The sequence below is a fragment of the Flavobacterium maritimum genome, assembly GCF_040049085.1.
Lineage (GTDB): Bacteria > Bacteroidota > Bacteroidia > Flavobacteriales > Flavobacteriaceae > Flavobacterium > Flavobacterium maritimum.
The window spans coordinates 359,475-379,250 of sequence record NZ_JBDLZY010000004.1; the positions used below are offsets into that span (position 1 = coordinate 359,475).

Genomic DNA, 19,776 nt, shown 5'->3' on the forward strand with positions numbered 1-19,776 from the left:
TGCCCATTAAGATATAAGCGTCCTTAAGTTTTATAGAAATCAAAATAGTAAGATTAGATTTTAATAAGGGCTTAAAAATGAGATGATTTTATTCAGTAATAAAAAAGGTTCAACCGCAAAGTTGAACCTTTTTTATTAAAATAATTTAAACCTTATTTCTTATAATATTTTCTGTATTTTGGATAAGAAATCGCTCCAAATAACAATATTCCTCCCATCGAATACCAGATCCAGTTTAAGGAATGAGCCTCACCACTAGCATAGGAATGTAATCCTACTAAGTGAAAGTTTACGCCATAATAGGTAAATAAGATTGAAATAAAAGCAAACATACTCATCAAATTGAAAATCCATTTGCCTCGTAAAGAAGGTACAAATCGAGCATGAATCACAAAAGCATAAACCATGATACTAATTAAAGCCCAGGTTTCTTTTGGATCCCAACCCCAATAACGTCCCCAACTCTCGTTGGCCCATTGTCCACCTAAGAAGTTCCCGATGGTTAACATAATTAAACCAATGGTCAAAGACATTTCATTGATATAGCTTATTTCTTTAATATTCAAGTCCATTTTGGCTTTGTTTTTTTCATTGGTAAACAAAATCAAAAGTAAAGCAACAGCTCCTAAAATCATTCCCAAAGCAAAAGGTCCATAGCTCGCTACAATTACTGCTACGTGAATCATTAACCAATAAGAATTAAGTACAGGTTGTAAATTTGCAATTTCTGGATCAATCCAGTTCATATAAGCTGCCATCAAAATCATTGCGGTCACAAAGGCGGAAGAAGCAACTGTAAGTTTCGATTTTATATCGAAAGCCAAACCAAAAAACATCGTCGCCCAAGCTACATAAATGATCGACTCATAGGCATTACTCCAAGGAGCATGACCTGAGATGTACCAACGCGCTATAAGTCCGGCGGTATGTAAAGTAAATAGTAACGCAACAATAATATGCATTCCATTAACTAAATAGTTCAAAGCTTTTCTTTCCTTAAATATTTTAAGAATTGTAAATAATAGCATCAAAATAGCCGCCGTCAAGTACCAATACGGCAAGTTCTTGAACACATCGTATTTATTGTAAGCGATTTCTAAGGATATTTTTTCTTCACTCGGTCTTACTTTGGCACCAAATTTTTTCTGGAAACCATTTATACTTTCCAGTAATTCATCAGCCGATTTATAATCATTAGAGACAGAGGCATTGCTTAAAGTGCCGAAATACAATGGTAAAATACTTTTGGTGTAAGTAGAATCCATTCCTTTCATACCGGATTCATTCAGTTCCAGGTAGGAAATCCATTTGTCATTTTCATGATTTGGGATAGGAAAAATTTTCAAGATTCGACCGCTTAAAGCTGATTCCATCAAATTCACTTTTTTATCCGTTTCAATAAAATCTTTTTCGAATTGATTTGGATTGGCTGCTTTAAAAGCCTCTTCTAAATAAGAAGATAATTTGTAATTGCCTTTTTCATCAAAAAAGGCTACAAAAGGAGCGAATTCTGCCTCTTTGTCAATACCTATGATTTTACGGATACTGTCATTTCCGCTTTTTATATAAATAAGAGGAATCTCTATCCAAGCGCTGGCATATTGTGTCATAGACAAAAAGGCCTGATCAGAATTCATTCCGTTATAGGTATCAGAATGACTTACTTTTCGCAACAATTCTGATGAAAAAGTATTAATCGGTTTCATTCGTCCGCCGGCATCCTGAATAATCAAACGTCCAAATTTGGCAGCATGCGCTTCAGAAACTTTAAACTTATTCAACAACGAATCAAGTTGCTTTTGACTTAAAACTTGTTTAGTATGACTCGAATGATTTTCCTGGGCTGTTTCCGTTTCAGCGTGCGCATGTCCGTCGTGAGCGGAATGGTCATGTTCCTGAGCGAAACTGTTAAAACTGAATAGCAGCACTAAAATGGTCAACAATTTTGCTTTTTTGTTTTTCACTACTTCTAATTTTCGTTTTAAATCGGCAAAACGGGAATATTTAGTAAACATAATAGCCATCATACCAAAATACAACAGAAAATAACCAATATAGGTAAGCGTGGTTCCCCAAAAATCATGATTTACAGATAGTACTGTCCCCTTTTCATCCGGATCAAAACTAGATTGAAAAAAGCGGTAGCCTTCGTGATCCAAAACATTATTCATATATATTCTGGCATCAAAAGGTTTAACAGAATCCAAAACGGTAACCTGGCTTTCAAATGAGGAATAACTTTTTTCGGTTCCTGGATATTTTTGAGCGATAAAATCATTCAATTTTATCTTAAAAGGTAAAACATAGGCTTTACTACCGTAGAAAAAGCTATAATCTGTTTTTCCAATTCGTACTGTTTTCGGTTCTCCTATTTGACCTTTAGAACCCAAAATGGTAACTTCTTTTTCCTGTCCTTCAGCCGAAACCTTAACAGTCAAGGCGTCCTGATGATTTTTAGCTTTAAAGTCGTTATCAGACTCGTAAGCAATCACTCCTTTTACAGCCGGATTAGGGAAAACAAATCGTTTTTCACCAATAGTATATAAGGAACGCATCATTAATGGCTGTACAATATCTTTTGTCACCTGACCTTGTAATTTATCTGCCATACGCATGAAATTACCTTCAAATGGAGTTTGAATAGTGTATTCTTTACCTGTGGTGTTTATATTGATGGCGCCATCAGTTGGTTTATTTAAAGCAAATAAAACGTTGTGAATATTTTGAACTTCCCCTTCTTTCAGGAAATGCTCTTCACGGCCACCTTCTCCTGCTTCAACCAACTTTAGATACAAAGTACCTTTTTCATCAGCTTTGATGGTTTCTTTGGCCCCCATTACGAAGTCTTTATATTCCACTTCAAAAGGTGTTTGGTCAAACTGCCCCGAGATAGAAAAGTCATTGTTGGTAACTGGCGACATTAATAAAGGTTGTTCAAAAACTCGACGCTTCATTTCTCCCTTATATTCTCCGTCTACAAAGACAGTAAGAAAGGTTTTATCTGAATAGATTTGATTCTCGGCAGCTCCTTCGCGAATAGGCATCATACCTTCATAACTGATGTATCGAGTTACGAAAGCTCCCAAAAGAATAAAAATAAAAGACAAATGAAGTAATAAAGTAGCCCATTTTTCTTTTTTTAGCAATTGATAACGTTTAATATTACCTGCGAAATTAATCAAGAAGAAAACCATTATGGCTTCAAACCACCAGGAATTATAAACTAAAATTCGGGCAGTATCAGTATTGTATTTGCTTTCGATGAAAGTTCCTGCGCCCATTGCTATTGCAAAAGTTAAAAAAAGTAGGGCCATCAATCGTGTAGAGAACAAAATAGAAAATAATTTTTTATCCATTTGTAAGGAATTACGTTTTTTTAAAAGTGCAACAAAAGTACTTAAAATTGTTGACTTGTATGTGGGCACATTTGTTAATTTAATCCAAAAATAAGGACTTACCATTAGAAGGGATAAATTCTGTTTTCACTGGAATTATACTATAAAATCAATATAATTAATATCGAAACAATCTTCATTTTTTTGTTAATTTTGCCGTATGACTAAAGTAATTATTATTGGTTCCGGAAATGTTGCACAACACTTGATAAGCGCTTTCGCAAAAAGTACTGCGGTAGAACTGATACAAGTCTATTCGAGACAAAAAGAAGCTTTGTCCCACCTGCTCGATGCCGCTAAAATTGCTACTGATTTTAATCAATTATTGGAAGCCGATTTATATATTATTGCGGTATCGGATGATGCTATTGCAACAGTTTCGTCACAACTACCTTTCAAGGATCGCTTTGTGGTTCATACCTCTGGCAGTGTCGCTTTAGATGCTTTGGATACTAAAAACAGAAAAGGTGTTTTTTATCCGTTGCAGACATTTTCAAAAGATAAACCCGTAGATTTTAAAACGATTCCAATTTGTTTAGAAAGCGAAAATGCAACTGATTTTCAATTATTGGAAGAAGTCGCAAAGGATTTATCTGATAAGGTTTTTTCAATTAGTTCAGAACAACGAAAAGCACTTCATGTTGCCGCCGTTTTCGTTAATAATTTCGTTAATCATTTGTATCAAATTGGAAACGAAATCTGTAATGAAAACCAAATTCCTTTTGAGATTTTGAAACCTCTGATATTGGAAACGGCTCTAAAGATAAATACACTTTCTCCTGCAGAAGCCCAGACCGGACCGGCAAAACGAAATGATGTCAAAACAATTGAAGCCCATCAATTGTTTTTATCGAATGAAAAACAAGCAACTATTTATAAAATACTAACACAATCAATACAAGAGAATGGCAAAAAGTTATAAAGAAATAATGAATGAAATTACTACGTTTATTTTTGACGTAGATGGTGTACTTACGGATAGTTCCGTTTTTGTAACCAATGACGGAGATATTTTGAGAACTATGAATATCCGTGATGGTTATGCAATGAAAGCGGCGGTAGAAAGCGGGTATAATGTATGTATCATTTCAGGAGGTAGCAATGAAGGTGTTCGTGTACGTTTGAGAAATCTCGGAATAACAGATATCCATTTAGGAACTCCTAATAAAGTTGAAACATTTGACGAATATACCGATGTATATGGAATAAAACCGGAACAGGTTTTATATATGGGAGATGATATACCGGATTATCACGTTATGAAATTGGTAGGATTAGCGGCTTGTCCACAAGATGCAAGTCCTGAAATAAAAGCGATTTCTAATTATATTTCGCATAAAAAAGGAGGAAAAGGCGCTGCCCGTGATGTTATAGAGCAAGTAATGAAAGTGCAAGGAAAATGGATGGCTCATTTTGACGGGAAACACGATTAATAAAAGTATTACTGTTCGGTCTCAGTATTCAGTCCCCCCTTTATACTGAATATTGAGACTGAAAACTGAGACTGAAAACTAATAAAAACATGAAATACCTCAAACTCATACGTTACCAAAACCTACTCATGCTTGCGTTTATGCAGCTTATTTTTCGTTATGGTTTTTTGAAATTAGAAAATATCCCTTTGGCTTTGAATGATTGGCAGTACCTATTATTGGTGCTTTCTACTGTTTTGCTTGCCGCAGGCGGATACGTTATTAATAATATTTTTGATCAGGCTACAGACAATGACAACAAACCAGATCAAGTAATTATTGGCAGAGGTATTTCTGAAACCAATGCTTATAATATCTATGTAGCGTTAAATATTATTGGAGTTGGAATTGGGTTCTATTTATCAAATGTGATTGGAAAACCAGGTTTTGCTTCGATCTTTATCATGATTGCCGCGGCACTCTATTTTTATGCCACCAGCTTAAAGCAAATGGTACTTATAGGTAATATCATAGTAGCGGCTTTACTTTCAATTAGTGTTATTATCATCGGGATTTTTGACTTGTTTCCGGTGATTACTCCAGAAAACCAACCCATGATGGCAAACTTATTTTCGATACTTTTAGATTTTGCTGTTTTTGCATTTATGATTAACTTTATTAGGGAAATTGTTAAAGATTTAGAAGACGTAAATGGGGATTATAATCAAGGAATGAGTACATTACCTATTGTTTTAGGGATCTCCCGCACGGCAAAAATAACTTTTGGACTAAGCTTTATTCCAATTTTTGTGATTCTGATTTACATCAATACCTATCTGATTCCACTTTTATACGCAACATTGTATATGTTACTTTTTGTTTTGGGGCCTCTACTCTATTTTGTGGTGAAAATTTGGACAGCAAAAAAGCAAAAAGAATTTCGCAGCTTGAGTTTACTTTTAAAATGGATTCTCTTTTTTGGAATATTGTCTGTTCTTGTTATTAGCTTAAATATAAAATACAATGCTTAAAAATAAATTAGAAAAATACTCTTTAATTTTAGCTTCGGGTTCACCAAGACGTCAACAATTCTTCAAGGATTTAGACTTGGATTTTGAAATCAGACTTAAAGAAATTGAGGAAGTTTACCCATTGGAATTAAAAGCGGAGGAAATTACAAACTATTTGGCTGAATTGAAAGCCAGTGCTTTTGAAGGAGAATTGAAACCTCATGAAATCCTGATTACCAGTGATACTATTGTTTGGCATAACGAGAAAGCGTTAGGTAAACCAAAAGACGAAGAGGAAGCATTCACAATTCTTAAATCTTTATCGAATACCACACACGAGGTGATCACATCAGTTTGTTTTAAAACTACAGAGAAAACGGAAGTGGTTAATGAAATGACAAAAGTGACTTTCAATGAATTAAGCGATGAAGCCATTCGATATTATCTTGAAAATTACAAACCTTATGATAAAGCCGGTGCATATGGTATTCAGGAATGGATTGGTTTTATTGGTGTTTCAAAAATTGAAGGTTCTTATGCCAATGTTATGGGAATGCCTACAGATAAAGTTTACGAATATTTGAGTAAATTAGCATAAAACTACAAATGATGACTTTTTTCAATGATTTCACGCGGGAAATAATAGCGACCGGGATTCTATTTCTGTTCATTTTGGTGATGCGTGTGATGACTTCTAAATTAGTCAGACGTTATGCCAAATCAAGTCAGACAATAGAACGTCGTACGAATCTAGTTATCAAGTATATTCATTTATTGATTAATATATTAGCAGTAGCTGCATTGATTATTATTTGGGGGGTTGATACCAAAGATATCTTTATAACGCTTTCTTCAATAGCAACTGTCGTTGGTGTTGCCATGTTTGCGCAATGGTCTATTTTGAGTAATATAACTTCGGGAATTATTTTGTTTTTTTCTTTTCCGTTTAAAATTGGAGACACAATCAGAATTCATGATAAAGATTTTCCTATTTTAGGTGTAATTGAAGACATTAGTGCATTTCATGTTTATTTAAGTACCAAAGACGGTGAGAAGATTATCTACCCTAATAATTTGCTTTTGCAAAAAGGGATATCAATTTTGGGAAACCATTATGAACAAAAAGAATTTATGGATTAATTTAGTTTGACTCCCTGTGAAACTAAATTAATTCTCAAAGAAAAAGACTGGACATGATATTGTAGAGTAGTATCAAACACAATAAAAAAAGAAGATTAATATTTTAATTTTTAATTTTTTTGAGATGTTTCAAACGCAAAAACTGATTCTTTTTTTTCTGTTATTCAGTTGCTATCAGGTTTCTTTTTCGCAAATAGCCCAAATGAAATCAGAGCCTTCTGGAGAACGTGAAGATTTTCAGTTATATGGTACAAAAACATCGGATGAAAAAGAAAAGCCTGTCCGTAATAAATACAAAGAATTTGAAGGTAAGATTATTCGAAAAATAACGATCGAAACACTCGATCCTTTTGGATATTCAGAAATTGATTCTACCAAAAAACCTACTAAAAAGATTCTGGAAACGGGAAACAGAATGCATATTAGAACCAAGAAATATGTCATTCGGAATTTATTGATTATAAAAAGAAATACGCGCTTGGACTCCTTGTTGGTAAAAGAATCCGAACGTTTAATCCGAACCCAGAAATACATTCGAAGTGTTCATACTACCTTAACACTACCGAATGAGAAATCGGATTCAGTTGATGTTTATTTTCGGGTACTGGATTCTTGGAGCTTAATTCCAAAAACGGCTTTTTCAAGTTCAAAGGCTTCAATAGATTTCAATGAAAATAATTTCATGGGGATTGGCCATGAGTTTAACAATAAATACATAAATAATTACAGCGAAGGCAAAAACACCTATGCTTTGCTTTATATTATACCCAATATCAGAAATACTTTCATTAAGACATCTGTAAACTATGCTGTTGATTCAGACAATTATTATAGTAAAGGTTTAGATATAGACCGTCCTTTTTACTCTCCTTTTGCAAAATGGGCAGGTGGTATTACTTTCAGGCAACAATTTCTACAAGATACGCTTCAAGATTCCAATTTGATCTATGCCAAACAAAATTTCAAGTACAATTCACAGGATTACTGGGTTGGACTAGCTTTTAGAATCTTTAAAGGAAATACTGAGACCAAAAGAGTTAGTAATCTCATTGTGTCAGCTCGTTTTTTGGATATAAAATACCCGGAAAGCCCTACTGTAGAATATGATCCCATTGATTTTTATTCGAATGAGAAATTCATTCTTTCCGGTATTGGCATCACTTCTCGAAAATTTGTCCAAGACCGCTATATTTTCAGAAATGGAATTATTGAAGATGTCCCCATAGGAAGAATATATGGTATTACCGGCGGTTATCAATACAAAAACAATTTAGATCGCTACTATTTAGGTGGTCAGGTTTCTTTTGGAGATTATCATAAATGGGGATTTTTAAGTACCAATTTTGAAGTTGGTACTTTTTTTGAAAAATCAAAAACGATTCAGACAGCATTCACTTTACAGGCAAATTATTTTACGAATCTATTTGAATTTGGAAATTGGAAGTTAAGACAATTCGCTAAGCCGGAACTCATAATAGGGATAAATCGTTTAGATTCCAATGGAGATCAAATAACCATTAATGAAGGTTATGGGATTTCAGGTTTCAACAGTGCTTTATATGGTACTGAAAAAATGGCCCTAACATTACAGACACAAACTTATTCGCCTTGGAATTTATGGGGCTTTCGCCTGAATCCTTATTTGAATTATGCAATCGCTGTATTGGGAACTCCTGAAAATGGATTGTTTCAAAGCAGGGCCTATTCCAAAATTGGAATAGGATTTAGTTTTTCCAACGATGCTTTGGTTTTTAGTAATTTGCAAATATCCCTTTCTTACTACCCTTATATTCCCGGACTTGGTCATGACGTTTTTAAAACCAATTCTTTTGAATCCTCCGATTTTGGCTTTCAGCACTTTGAATTAGCCAAGCCAAGAACTGTAATATATAAATAAAGGCTACTATCTCTCGATGCCATTTTGTTTTCTAAAATTAGAGTTTTAACTCTAAAATAGATTAGGTGCTTAAATTGTTGAATATGTGAATTTTACAAGTTTTAGCAAGAAAAATGAAACAAAAGCAGTGCTATGTGTTTTTATCTTTACCCTAACAATAATGTTAGACTAAAAACCAAAAATAAGATGAAAAAACTAAGCTTATATTTAATGATGATGGTGTTGTCGTTAAGTATTTATCCGATGGAAATGATGGCTACTGAAAAAAATACAACGGCGATTTCAGATAATCCTAAAGAAGTTCCGGAGGAGGTTAAAGTATTGCTCAATCGCTTAAATGAAATTAAAGCAATGGACAAATCAGAACTAAAATCCTCAGAAAAAAAAGCATTGCGTAAAGAGGTTCGTGCCATTAATGCAGAATTAAGATCTACAGGAAACGGTGTTTATTTATCAGTAGGTGCCATTATCATTGTAATTCTTTTGCTGATTCTTTTATTATAAAATTATTTTTTTTGAGGCAGATAAAAACCTAAGCAATAGATATTTATCTTTTTATTCTTTTAAATATAGCAACTAAGTAAATTGGGAACATTTAGATTGGCACAGTTGTTGGTTTTAGAACCAAAGTTTTTCCCCAAAGACTACACATAAATTATTATTAATTAAAAACAAAAAAAATGAAAGCATTAAAATTAATAGCAGTAGGAGTAATTCTTTTAGTATCTAGTTCGATACATGCGCAAATTTCGGTAAATGTAAATATAGGAACACCACCAGCTTGGGGTCCAGTAGGATATGCAAATGTAGAATATTATTATTTGCCTGATGTCGAAGCCTATTACGATATTCGTGCAACCCAATTCATTTATTTTGGAGGAGGCAAATGGACTCGTTCAAGATACTTACCTGGTCACTACAGAAATTATGATTTATACAATGGGTATAAAGTTGTTTTAAATGATTATCACGGCTCAAGACCATACACCCATTATCATGACCATAAAAGAAAGTACTATAAGGGATATAAAGGGAAACCACAAAAAAATTATAGAGATGACCGTAACGATTATGATGATCATGATCATGACAACCATAAGAGTAAAGGAAATAATGGACACGGAAACGGGAATGGACACGGGAATGGACACGGAAAACACTAATTCCTTGTTTGTCTAAAGTAAAAAGAGAGTATTTAATCGATACTCTCTTTTTTTATGCCCTTTATTTTCGTCACAGATTTTTGTTCAGCCAATCAAAAACAATTCTGTAAACAGTAGCACGAACTGGCTTTTTTGAAAGGACCATATCGTGAACAGCTCCGTCTACCGAAATAATGTTTTTTTGAGGAGCTTCGATTTTAGTAGCTTTTTCTTGAATATCTTTTACATTCAAAATAGCATCACCAGTAAATATTTTTTCATCCCATCTATTAAGAAAAAATGATTTTTCGGAATGTAGTATCAAGATGGGTTTATTAATTTTTACCCCCTCATCTATTCTCAAATGACCTTGATGAATGGCATTAATCCAACCCGCAGTCAAATAAGGTGCTACATGAGGTTTCCAACTTAGATTATAATCCCATTCGCCATGATCATTTTTATGCAAACTTTTTCCATAAAATTCTGAAAAACCACCAGGTACAGGTAAATCAGGTAGCAATTTGCCTATAACGGATATTAAAGGAATAAGGATTTTTTTCTGATACAAAGGCTTGTTCATATCATAAAATGGACTGTTACAAAACAAAACATCAAATTGTTCTTCTCCTTTTCGATCCGCAGCATACAAACTAACTATCAATCCTCCGGTCGAATGTCCTGAAAGTACTATTTGTTCATTTCCCTCCTTTTTGAGAATTGAAAGAGCCTCATCCAAATCGGGATAATATTCCGATAAATCCCTCATCGTATTCATTTTCTGATGCGAAAGTATGGAGCGTCCGTATTTTCTCAAATCGATGGCATAAAAATTAAATCCATGTTGAATAAATTCTTCTGCCATTTCTTTTTGGAAGAAATAATCATTAAAACCATGTACATGAAGCACTGCTTTTGTAGTGGGACCCGAATTTCGTTTTCTAATAAGTGTTGCTATCACTTTACCTTCGTAATCATCAGGCTGAATGATAGTTGTTTGTTCAAAACCATTCTTTAAAACATCTTCAATATATTTTATTTCAGGCATAATCAAATAGTTATTTAGTATTGAAAACGATACAATACCAAATTTAGCATTCTACTTTTAGATTTTAATATTTTGGTCATGTTTTTTTGAACAATCAATGACTTACAAGACTTTCAGAAATCCAATGTAATTTTCCCGAATTACTCCCAAAATATTAACATAACCTTTTGAATATTGGTCTATTTTCCTATAATTTAATTAGTATTTTTGAAGCTAGTCCAAAAAAACACATACGGTATGCGAAAGATTCCTATAAAAATACTTTTCATTTTCTTATTTCCCTTCTCAATAGTTCTTGCGCAGCAACCTCCCAAACCCAATTCAGTTGAAATTTACAATCAAATCCGAAAGCTTAATTTTTTAGCTTCGGTCCTTTATATAGCAGCTCATCCAGATGATGAAAATACCCGATTAATTTCCTATTTGGCTAATGAGACCAAAGCTAGGACAGGTTATTTGTCTTTGACACGCGGCGATGGCGGTCAAAATCTTATAGGATCCCAATTACGGGAATTACTTGGGGTAATTCGAACGCAAGAGTTGATTGAAGCCAGAAAAATAGATGGTGGTGAACAGTTCTTCTCACGAGCCAATGACTTTGGTTATTCTAAGAATCCAAGTGAAACTTTGGAAATCTGGGAGAAAGAAAAAGTACTGGCAGATGTAGTTTGGGCCATTAGAAAATTTCAACCCGATGTGATTATCAATCGTTTCGACCATCGTTCACCAGGAACTACCCATGGTCATCATACCGCTTCTGCAATGCTTAGTGTAGAAAGTTTTAATTTAGCCAATAACCCAAACACCTATCCAGAGCAACTTAAGTTGGTACAACCTTGGCAGCCCAAACGTCAGTTCTTTAATACTTCATGGTGGTTTTACGGAAGTCAGGAAAAATTTAACAAAGCAGATAAAACCAATTTGATTGCGATGCAAACAGGAGTTTACTTTGCTTCGGTAGGGAAATCCAATCAGGAGATTGCCGCTCTAAGTCGCAGTCGTCATCAATCACAAGGTTTTGGAAGTACCGGAAGTCGTGGCGAAGAAACAGAATATTTAGAGTTTATCAATGGGGATCCTTTAAAAGATAAATCCTCACTTTTTGAAGGTATTGATACAAGTTGGAACCGAGTAAAAGGCGGAAAACCTGTCGGCGATTTGTTGGCAAAAATTGCTTCAGAATTTGACTTTAACAATCCATCGGCCAGTATTCCGAATTTGGCGAAAGCCTATACCATGATGCAGTCTTTAGGTGAAAATCATTGGACAACTTTAAAATCGGAAGAGATAAAAAAAATAATTGCCGCTTGTTCGGGATTATATCTTGAAGCGGTAGCTCAAAATCAGGAAGCAACTCCCGGAAGTATTGTAAAACTAAAACTGGAGGCTATCAATAGAAGTCCAATACCAATAGAATTGGTTCGTGTAACGACATTACCGGACGAAACATCAAGTATTCAGAATAAGACCTTAAAAAACAATATTGTAGAAAATATAAATCTTGATTTACAACTACATCCAGCTATAAACTACACACAGCCTTATTGGTTAGATGAAAAAGGAACTACTGGAATGTATACTGTAATCGATCAAAAAAATATTGGAATTCCGGATATTATCCGTCAAGCAAAAGTGTTGTTTTTTGTAAAAATCAACGGAATTGAAATACCGTATGAACGTACTGTTGTCTATAAATACAACGATGATGTAAAAGGGGAAGTATATAATTATTTGGATATTGTTCCGGACGTAACCTCTTCTATTTTAGACAAGGTTTTGCTTTTTAAAGATACGAAAAGCAAATCTGTAGGTGTAAGAATTAAATCAGGGAAAGATAATGTTAAAGGGGACTTACAATTAGAATTACCAAAGAATTGGATAGTTTTCCCAAAAGCAATTCCTTTTCAATTGGACAAAAAAGGAACAGAGCAAATCTTTTATTTTGATGTGACCCCTCCTAATAAATCGGATGAAGCTGTCGCCAAAAGCGTTGCCATTATTGATAACAGACGATACGATAAGGAACAGATTATTATTGAATACAGCCATATCACCAAACAGCAGGTGTTAAAATCTGCTGAAGCAAAATGTATCAAAATAGATCTGAATGTGAATGAAGAAAAAATTGGATACATTATGGGAGCTGGCGATGAAATCCCTAAAAGCCTGACACAAATGGGATATAAAGTAACGCTGTTAAAACCAGAAGAAATATCCGCTGAGAAACTTTCTAATCTGGATGTGGTTATCACAGGAATTCGTGCCTATAATACAGTACAGACATTGGCAAACAAGCAAACCATTCTTTTTGATTTTGTAAAAGAAGGAAAAACTATGCTGGTACAATACAATACACCTGACGATTTGGTGACACCTGCTATTGCTCCGTTTCCAATGAAAATTTCACGTGATCGTGTGACAGAAGAAAATGCAGAAGTACGATTCTTAGCTCCTGAACATCCTGTTTTGAACACACCGAACAAAATTACAGCTAAAGATTTTGAAGGATGGAAACAAGAGCAAGGTCTGTACTATCCGAATGAGTTTGATGCTGCCTTCACTCCTGTTTTATCATCTAATGACAAAGGGGAAAAACCTAAAAACGGTGCTTTATTGGTGGCTCCTTATGGGAAAGGATATTATATTTATACCGGTTTAAGTCTTTTTAGAGAATTGCCTGAAGGTGTTCCCGGGGCTTACCGACTATTGTCAAATATCATTTCCTTGAAATCCCCAGTTGTATTGCCTGCCCAAAATATAAAGCCTTAACACATTCAAAAAAAATGGAAACTAAAAAAATAAAAACCTGGAAAAGAAGCTACACTTGGGTTTTGGTAGCGAATGTTATTTATATTTTGATTTTTTGTCTCATTATGCAATTATACTCTTAACCTATGCAATTATTTGATTGGATCGTACTTATAGTCACACTACTGTTTATTGTTATTTATGGCTCTTGGAAAACCAAGGGAAGTAAAAATGTCGAGGACTTTATTTTAGGGAATAATGAAACGCCATGGTACACCGTAGGACTTTCTGTAATGGCAACACAAGCGAGTGCGATAACCTTTTTGTCTACACCGGGACAAGCCTATCATGACGGTATGGGGTTTGTGCAATTTTACTTCGGACTGCCTATTGCCATGGTGATTATTTGTGTCACTTTTATTCCGATTTATCATAAATACAAGGTTTTCACCGCTTACGAATACCTCGAAAAAAGATTCGATTTAAAAACACGTTCCTTAGCAGCCTTACTTTTCTTGTTTCAAAGAGGATTGGGAACCGGACTTACCATTTATGCGCCAGCCATCATTTTATCAGCGATATTGGGTTGGAACCTTACATATATGAATATTGTAATAGGTGTTTTGGTGATTATTTATACCTTTTCGGGAGGAACAAAGGCGGTAAATGTGACCCAAAAACAGCAAATGTTTGTCATAATGTCTGGAATGTTTATCACTTTTTTCCTGATTTTACATTACTTGCCAAACGATATGACCTTTAACAGCGCCTTACATATCGCTGGAGCAAATGACAAAATGAATGTCGTTGATTTTTCATTTGATCCTGAAGAAAAATATACGTTCTGGAGTGGTATTACGGGAGGTTTTTTCTTGGCCCTGGCATATTTTGGAACGGATCAATCTCAGGTGGGCCGATATTTATCCGGAAAGTCGGTTAAGGAAAGTCAGATGGGATTAATCATGAATGGCTTATTAAAAGTACCTATGCAATTCTTCATTTTGCTTACCGGAGTGATGGTTTTTGTTTTCTTTCAATTTAATCCTGTTCCTTTAAATTTTAATCCGAATAATAAACAGATTGTTGAAAAATCGGCATTCAAGGAAGAGTATCATGTTCTGGAAAAGAAATTGGAAGCATTATCGGAAGACAAAAAAGTGATTAACTTATTGTATATCGAACAGTTGAATCAAGATTATGACAATCCTATTCTTCGAAAAGAATTAGTGGCACTTTCTAATAAAGAGAAAGATTTGAGGGATCGTGCCAAAGAAATTATCTCAAAAGCGGATAGCAACAGTGAAACGAATGACAAGGATTATGTATTTTTTCACTTCATTCTAACTTACTTGCCGAAAGGACTTATCGGATTATTACTTGCTGTAATCATCTCTGCTGCGATGTCATCTACAGCATCCGGATTGAATGCCTTGGCGTCTACAACGGCTATTGATATTTACAAACGCAATCTCAAAGAGGAAAAATCAGAAAAGCATTATCTGAATGCGACCAAATTTTTCACCTTAGTTTGGGGAGTCATTGCTATACTCTTTGCATGTATTGGCACCTTGTTTGAAAATTTGATTCAATTGGTTAATATCATTGGTTCTATTTTCTATGGAACTGTTTTAGGGATATTTTTGGTTGGTTTTTATATGAAACAAGTACAATCCAAAGCGATTTTTTATAGTGCGGTTTTTAGCCAACTCACGATTTTTGTAATCTATTATTTTGCGATTTATATTTATCCAAGCGGGGAAGAAAAATTGGGTTATTTGTGGCTTAATTTTATTGGTGCGATGCTTACAGTGCTAATGTCATTGTTGTTGCAGTGGACAATTTTCAGGAATGAAAAAGAGTTGTCATAACTCTTTGATTTTTTAGTATTTCTATCTTTTTGGGATTTATTATTGGTAGAAAAATAGGACTCGTTGCTTTTTGTCCAGTAAAGGATTATTACATTTAACCTAATTGGTTTAGTTCCTTACGATAGAAATACCGACCCTATTTGATAGCATGGTATTGAAACCCTTGTAAAAAAAAAAATGGGGAATCGGACTCAGGAAGTTATTAATTTAATGGATAGTGTAAATAAAAAAATCCCGTCTCAAAATTTATTGAGACGGGATTTTTAGTATTAAAAAAAGACAAATTATTACTTACTCCATTCAGCAATACTCTCTTTATTCATTTTTACATAATCTTGATTTTTGGCTACTTCTGATGCTGCAAGGGATAATTTAGCAGTTTCGATAGCTCCTTTTTTGTCACCTTGTCTGGCCTGAATCAATGATTTCAAACGTAGATACCAGAAAGGTTTTTCAGTACTCATATCCAAAGCTTTGTTTACATATGTTAATGCTTTAGTATTATCACCATTTGATTGGTATGTAAATTGAGCTGCAGAAAAATAATCACCTGCTGTTGGGCCGGCTAATGCTTTCTCGATGTTTGCGATAGCTAATTGTTGCGTTGGAACTTCAAATTTTAAAGCTACATGAGAATTTTCCCAAGAAATTTCCAAAAAAGCATAATTAGCATCCAATCCGTTAATGCCGATAGTAAGTGTTTCCACTGGTTTTGGCAAAGCTTCTTCTTTTACTGTAGTTCGAAGAGCAACATTTGCTTCATTAAACTCCGGTGGTAATCCCCAATTATTAGTTTCTGTATAAAAAATTATTTCCCAGCTTTCAATTTTAGGAATAGTATACAAAGCATATTTTCCTTTTTTTAATGTTTTTCCGTCAATAACCACATCATCGCTGAAAGAGATAGTTGTGTTTTCATTGGCTCCGGTTCTCCATAATTTTCCAAAAGGAACCAAATTTCCAAAAACAGCTCTACCTCTGGCACCAGGTCTTGAATAGTTCACTTCAACATCTGTTAAACCTACCGTTTGAAATACTGTAGCTTTAGGACTGGCCTGCGGTGTTTTTACCTGTGCCTCAATAGTAAAGTTGGCAATAATAATGGCCAATGCGATAATTATTTTTCTCATAAAGTATATATTAAGTTATCTTTCAAATTTACAAATTCAGATAGTTCCAAATGTTAATTATTACTTAATTTAGAATCAATCTTTGCGACTTCCTCAAAACTCAATTCTGCAAAATGATTAATAACGATATCTGCTTCTGTTAAATCTTGATCTTTAGAGTGAAGACTGTTGTAACCCACACAAAAAATTCCTGCAGCTTTTGCAGCTTTCACTCCATTGGTACTGTCTTCAATCACAATGCAGTTCTCTTTTGGGGCAATTGACAATGAGGCGGCATGCTCAAAAATAGCTGGGTGTGGTTTCGATTTCGGGAAATCTTCGCCGCTCACAATGTGACTAAAATATTCATGCAGACCAAAACGGGTGAATACACGATCAATAGTAACCTTTGAAGCCGAAGAAGCCACAATTAATTGCATACCGTTGGCATGTAGGTCTTGGATTAAATTTTTAACGCCTTCCAATAAATCTAAATCTTCTTTACTGTCGAAAGCATCGTTAAAAATAGTTCTTTTTCTTTGAATCAAATCTTCCACTTCTTGTTCCAATTGAAAAGCTTCTTTCAATGTCTGAAAGGTGTTTCGGGTTGAAAATCCTGTAAATGAGGTATACATTTCATTAGGAACTGTAATATTCAATTCTTTAAATTGTTTGTAATAGGCATAATGGTGTACCGGCTCTGTGTCTACAATTACACCATCCATGTCGAAAATTACTGTTTGTATCATTTTTTTAGATTATGTGGGTCTAGGCATCGAAGCTTTTGAGTAGCTAAGATTCAAAATCACCAAGTTTTTTTTTAAATTATTATTATCATTTTTATCTGTTTACTGAGGCTGCAAACTCTGCATTCTTTTCTAATCACTGGCTGCCACAACTGAGACTGTAAACGGAGACTAAAAGCTAATTATTCTTTCTTAAGCAAATAACGGATTACAGTTTCTGCGGCATACAGGCCGAATAATCCAGGCATATAGCTGTTGGTACCGTAAAAAGATTTTTTGAAATTTTTCCCGTCTGTCATTCTAAGACTGCTTTCGTCTTGAATTTCAGAAGAAAAAACCACTTTCAATTTATCAATTTTCACTTCTTTTAATCGTCTTCTTATGGTTTTTGAAAAATAACAGTTAATGGTATTGGATATATCTGTTACTTTCACTTTTGAGGCTTCCATTTTACCACCGGCGCCCATACTGCTTATGATTTTAACTCTTTTTCGTTTGGCAGCGATAATCAAATTCAGTTTGGGTGTCACACTGTCAATACAATCCAAAACATAATCAAAATCTTCTGTGACGATATCAAAAGCACGCTCTGGTGAAAGGAATTCTTGTACACGTGTTAATTTCAATTCGGGATTAATATCCATTAATCGGTCACCAACGACCATCACTTTAGGCTGTCCAACTGTAGAATGCAAAGCAGGTAATTGTCTGTTAATATTAGTAATATCAACCACATCACCATCTACAATCGTCATATTCCCCACTCCTGCCCTTGCCAAAAATTCTGCAGCAAAGGAGCCTACACCGCCTAATCCTACCACTAATACGTTTGCATTTTGCAATTTGTTTAATCCTTCTTTTTTAAATAAAAGTTCGGCTCTCTCTGTCCACTCTGCCATAATAAAGTTTATTCGTTAATTTGGTTATCTCTTTATTTGTTTAAAAACAGTTTCAAAATTACTGTTTACTTGTTTTTGAATTGCTTCTATCGTAATTCCTTTATATTTTGCTGCTAAAGCGTATACTTCCTGAATTCCTTCTTCTACAGTATCTGTTTCCAGAAAAAAACGGTCGTCGGGCATGCTTTTAAAAACCGATTCCAATTCCGGATTAAGTAACAGGTACTTTCCAAAGGAAATATAAAATCCATTATCCAATAATTGCTTAGCCAATTGTTCCTTTTTTGAAAATCCATGAATCAATATAGGAACAGTAATTTGCAGCCTATTTACGGTATCAATCAGTTCCTGAAAAGCAGCCACACAATGGATAACGACAGGTTTTTGGTATTTCTCGGCCAAAAGTAATTGTTTTTCAAAAACAGATTGCTGCAATTCCATTGGGATATCGATTCGTTTGTCCAATCCACATTCTCCCGCAGCCAGACAATTCGGTTCCTGTAATTTACTTTCAATAATCTGTAAATCCGACTCCAGACGTTCCTCCACAATAAACCAGGGGTGAATCCCTATCGAATAAAAGGCTATCGATGCATCAAATTCCTGCGGATATTGATTAACTAATTCCAGTATATTGGGTTGGTTCGTAAAAACGTGTGTATGTAAGTTAAAAAACTCCATTAATCGTGAAATTTTTTGACACCTGCATTTATTTCGATATTCAAATCATTTTCTAAAGGTACTTTCGGACAGGAATATTTATGATTATACGCGCAATACGGATTGTATGAAGTATTAAAATCAATGGTAATCGTATCTCCTTTTGGAACTCTGGTGTCAATATATTTTCCTCCGATGTAACTTTCTTTTCCAGAACTCAAATCAGAAAATGGCAAAAACAGATAGTCTTTGTATTCTTCTTTTTTCGAAAGTTCAATATTTCTGTAAATATTCAGCTTAAAATCAGAACCATCGATCGTGAAATAGGCCTCTCCATATTTTACATACATAGGTTTCCTGTCGGTCGAAGTTGGCATTTCAAACGGTTTTTCATTTTCAGTTCTGACAAACTTAGCGGTCACAAAGAATTTTTCATTGATGGGATAATAATCCAAACCTTTAAAAGTAGCCAAGTCTTCTGCTGTTAACGGACTTGTTTTGGCATCAGCATATTCCGAATTCAATTCTTTTTGGAATTTTTCGACCAAAGCCATGTCAAATTTATCTTGGCTAAAGCCAAAATGAAATACCACCAAAAAAAACAAAAGGACTATCTTTCTCATTTTTTATATTTTACGCAAAAATAGTTTAAAAGTTGCAATGCCACAAAGACGCATAGCCACAAACTTGCTTACCTTTGCA

General features: G+C 34.4%; 17 protein-coding genes. 10 read left to right on the forward strand and 7 right to left on the reverse strand.

The genetic code is table 11. The annotated features are described in order from the left end of the window. Positions 1-152: 152 nt before the first annotated feature. Positions 153-3,356, reverse strand: coding sequence for a cytochrome c biogenesis protein CcsA (locus tag ABEB23_RS10910; protein ID WP_348812630.1), 3,204 nt, complete (start codon positions 3,354-3,356; stop codon positions 153-155). 199 nt (positions 3,357-3,555) lie between these two features. On the opposite strand from ABEB23_RS10910, the gene ABEB23_RS10915 reads away from it, so the two are divergent. The 8 genes from ABEB23_RS10915 to ABEB23_RS10950 all read left to right on the forward strand — a co-directional run bounded on the left by ABEB23_RS10915 (position 3,556) and on the right by ABEB23_RS10950 (position 10,017). After that, positions 3,556-4,317, forward strand: coding sequence for a Rossmann-like and DUF2520 domain-containing protein (locus tag ABEB23_RS10915; RefSeq protein ID WP_348812631.1), 762 nt, complete (start codon positions 3,556-3,558; stop codon positions 4,315-4,317). After that, entirely contained in the window at positions 4,301-4,828 is a 528-nt protein-coding gene (locus ABEB23_RS10920; protein ID WP_348812632.1) for a KdsC family phosphatase, read from the forward strand. The genes ABEB23_RS10915 and ABEB23_RS10920 overlap by 17 nt, the downstream gene beginning before the upstream one ends. An 89-nt stretch (positions 4,829-4,917) precedes the next feature. Continuing rightward, on the forward strand, positions 4,918-5,838 hold the full coding sequence (locus ABEB23_RS10925) for a geranylgeranylglycerol-phosphate geranylgeranyltransferase (protein ID WP_348812633.1): 921 nt from the start codon (positions 4,918-4,920) through the stop codon (positions 5,836-5,838). Beyond that, complete coding sequence (locus tag ABEB23_RS10930; protein WP_348812634.1) at positions 5,831-6,415, forward strand: Maf-like protein; 585 nt, start codon at positions 5,831-5,833, stop codon at positions 6,413-6,415. Before ABEB23_RS10925 ends, ABEB23_RS10930 begins: the two co-directional genes overlap by 8 nt. A gap of 11 nt (positions 6,416-6,426) precedes the next feature. Beyond that, positions 6,427-6,957, forward strand: coding sequence for a mechanosensitive ion channel domain-containing protein (locus tag ABEB23_RS10935; protein ID WP_348812750.1), 531 nt, complete (start codon positions 6,427-6,429; stop codon positions 6,955-6,957). A 202-nt stretch (positions 6,958-7,159) separates the two neighbouring features. Further along, positions 7,160-8,854: a BamA/TamA family outer membrane protein gene (locus ABEB23_RS10940; RefSeq protein WP_348812635.1), complete on the forward strand. Its 1,695-nt coding sequence runs from the start codon at positions 7,160-7,162 to the stop codon at positions 8,852-8,854. A gap of 186 nt (positions 8,855-9,040) precedes the next feature. Further along, on the forward strand, positions 9,041-9,358 hold the full coding sequence (locus ABEB23_RS10945) for a hypothetical protein (RefSeq protein WP_348812636.1): 318 nt from the start codon (positions 9,041-9,043) through the stop codon (positions 9,356-9,358). 176 nt (positions 9,359-9,534) lie between these two features. Then, positions 9,535-10,017 carry a hypothetical protein gene (locus ABEB23_RS10950; protein ID WP_348812637.1) on the forward strand — a complete coding sequence of 161 codons (483 nt, stop codon included), beginning with the start codon at positions 9,535-9,537 and terminating at the stop codon, positions 10,015-10,017. 70 nt (positions 10,018-10,087) lie between these two features. Here the strand turns inward: ABEB23_RS10950 and ABEB23_RS10955 are convergent, their stop codons facing one another. Then, complete coding sequence (locus tag ABEB23_RS10955) at positions 10,088-11,044, reverse strand: alpha/beta hydrolase (RefSeq protein ID WP_348812638.1); 957 nt, start codon at positions 11,042-11,044, stop codon at positions 10,088-10,090. Positions 11,045-11,281: 237 nt separating this feature from the next. Here ABEB23_RS10955 and ABEB23_RS10960 point away from each other — a divergent pair, with 237 nt between their 5' ends. Continuing rightward, positions 11,282-13,813 (forward strand): PIG-L family deacetylase, encoded by a 2,532-nt coding sequence (locus tag ABEB23_RS10960; RefSeq protein ID WP_348812639.1) that lies wholly within the window; start codon positions 11,282-11,284, stop codon positions 13,811-13,813. A 125-nt stretch (positions 13,814-13,938) separates the two neighbouring features. Continuing rightward, positions 13,939-15,660, forward strand: a complete 1,722-nt coding sequence (locus ABEB23_RS10965; RefSeq protein ID WP_348812640.1) for a sodium:solute symporter family protein — start codon at positions 13,939-13,941, stop codon at positions 15,658-15,660. A gap of 287 nt (positions 15,661-15,947) precedes the next feature. Here ABEB23_RS10965 and ABEB23_RS10970 read toward each other — a convergent pair whose 3' ends face one another. From ABEB23_RS10970 to ABEB23_RS10990, 5 genes are all read right to left on the reverse strand, one after another. After that, the gene (locus tag ABEB23_RS10970) at positions 15,948-16,790 is read right to left on the reverse strand and encodes a DUF2911 domain-containing protein (protein WP_348812641.1); all 843 of its coding nucleotides are present in this window, start codon (positions 16,788-16,790) and stop codon (positions 15,948-15,950) included. 53 nt (positions 16,791-16,843) lie between these two features. Next, the gene (locus ABEB23_RS10975; protein ID WP_348812642.1) at positions 16,844-17,518 is read right to left on the reverse strand and encodes an HAD family hydrolase; all 675 of its coding nucleotides are present in this window, start codon (positions 17,516-17,518) and stop codon (positions 16,844-16,846) included. Positions 17,519-17,697: 179 nt separating this feature from the next. Continuing rightward, entirely contained in the window at positions 17,698-18,414 is a 717-nt protein-coding gene (locus tag ABEB23_RS10980; protein WP_348812643.1) for a tRNA threonylcarbamoyladenosine dehydratase, read from the reverse strand. A gap of 24 nt (positions 18,415-18,438) precedes the next feature. Then, positions 18,439-19,095 carry a TatD family hydrolase gene (locus ABEB23_RS10985; RefSeq protein ID WP_348812644.1) on the reverse strand — a complete coding sequence of 219 codons (657 nt, stop codon included), beginning with the start codon at positions 19,093-19,095 and terminating at the stop codon, positions 18,439-18,441. Then, a complete protein-coding gene (locus tag ABEB23_RS10990) occupies positions 19,095-19,697 on the reverse strand; it encodes a DUF1684 domain-containing protein (RefSeq protein WP_348812645.1) in 603 nt (200 codons plus the stop codon). The genes ABEB23_RS10985 and ABEB23_RS10990 overlap by 1 nt, the downstream gene beginning before the upstream one ends. Between the last annotated feature and the right edge of the window lie 79 nt (positions 19,698-19,776).

Excerpts from the sequence above, each read along its gene's own strand:
- ABEB23_RS10910 (WP_348812630.1), bottom strand. The coding sequence starts at position 3,356 with ATGGATAAAAAATTATTTTCTATTTTGTTCTCTACACGATTGATGGCC.
- ABEB23_RS10915 (WP_348812631.1), top strand. The coding sequence starts at position 3,556 with ATGACTAAAGTAATTATTATTGGTTCCGGAAATGTTGCACAACACTTG.
- ABEB23_RS10920 (WP_348812632.1), top strand. The coding sequence starts at position 4,301 with ATGGCAAAAAGTTATAAAGAAATAATGAATGAAATTACTACGTTTATT.
- ABEB23_RS10925 (WP_348812633.1), top strand. The coding sequence starts at position 4,918 with ATGAAATACCTCAAACTCATACGTTACCAAAACCTACTCATGCTTGCG.
- ABEB23_RS10930 (WP_348812634.1), top strand. The coding sequence starts at position 5,831 with ATGCTTAAAAATAAATTAGAAAAATACTCTTTAATTTTAGCTTCGGGT.
- ABEB23_RS10935 (WP_348812750.1), top strand. The coding sequence starts at position 6,427 with ATGACTTTTTTCAATGATTTCACGCGGGAAATAATAGCGACCGGGATT.
- ABEB23_RS10940 (WP_348812635.1), top strand. The coding sequence starts at position 7,160 with ATGAAATCAGAGCCTTCTGGAGAACGTGAAGATTTTCAGTTATATGGT.
- ABEB23_RS10945 (WP_348812636.1), top strand. The coding sequence starts at position 9,041 with ATGAAAAAACTAAGCTTATATTTAATGATGATGGTGTTGTCGTTAAGT.
- ABEB23_RS10950 (WP_348812637.1), top strand. The coding sequence starts at position 9,535 with ATGAAAGCATTAAAATTAATAGCAGTAGGAGTAATTCTTTTAGTATCT.
- ABEB23_RS10955 (WP_348812638.1), bottom strand. The coding sequence starts at position 11,044 with ATGCCTGAAATAAAATATATTGAAGATGTTTTAAAGAATGGTTTTGAA.
- ABEB23_RS10960 (WP_348812639.1), top strand. The coding sequence starts at position 11,282 with ATGCGAAAGATTCCTATAAAAATACTTTTCATTTTCTTATTTCCCTTC.
- ABEB23_RS10965 (WP_348812640.1), top strand. The coding sequence starts at position 13,939 with ATGCAATTATTTGATTGGATCGTACTTATAGTCACACTACTGTTTATT.
- ABEB23_RS10970 (WP_348812641.1), bottom strand. The coding sequence starts at position 16,790 with ATGAGAAAAATAATTATCGCATTGGCCATTATTATTGCCAACTTTACT.
- ABEB23_RS10975 (WP_348812642.1), bottom strand. The coding sequence starts at position 17,518 with ATGATACAAACAGTAATTTTCGACATGGATGGTGTAATTGTAGACACA.
- ABEB23_RS10980 (WP_348812643.1), bottom strand. The coding sequence starts at position 18,414 with ATGGCAGAGTGGACAGAGAGAGCCGAACTTTTATTTAAAAAAGAAGGA.
- ABEB23_RS10985 (WP_348812644.1), bottom strand. The coding sequence starts at position 19,095 with ATGGAGTTTTTTAACTTACATACACACGTTTTTACGAACCAACCCAAT.
- ABEB23_RS10990 (WP_348812645.1), bottom strand. The coding sequence starts at position 19,697 with ATGAGAAAGATAGTCCTTTTGTTTTTTTTGGTGGTATTTCATTTTGGC.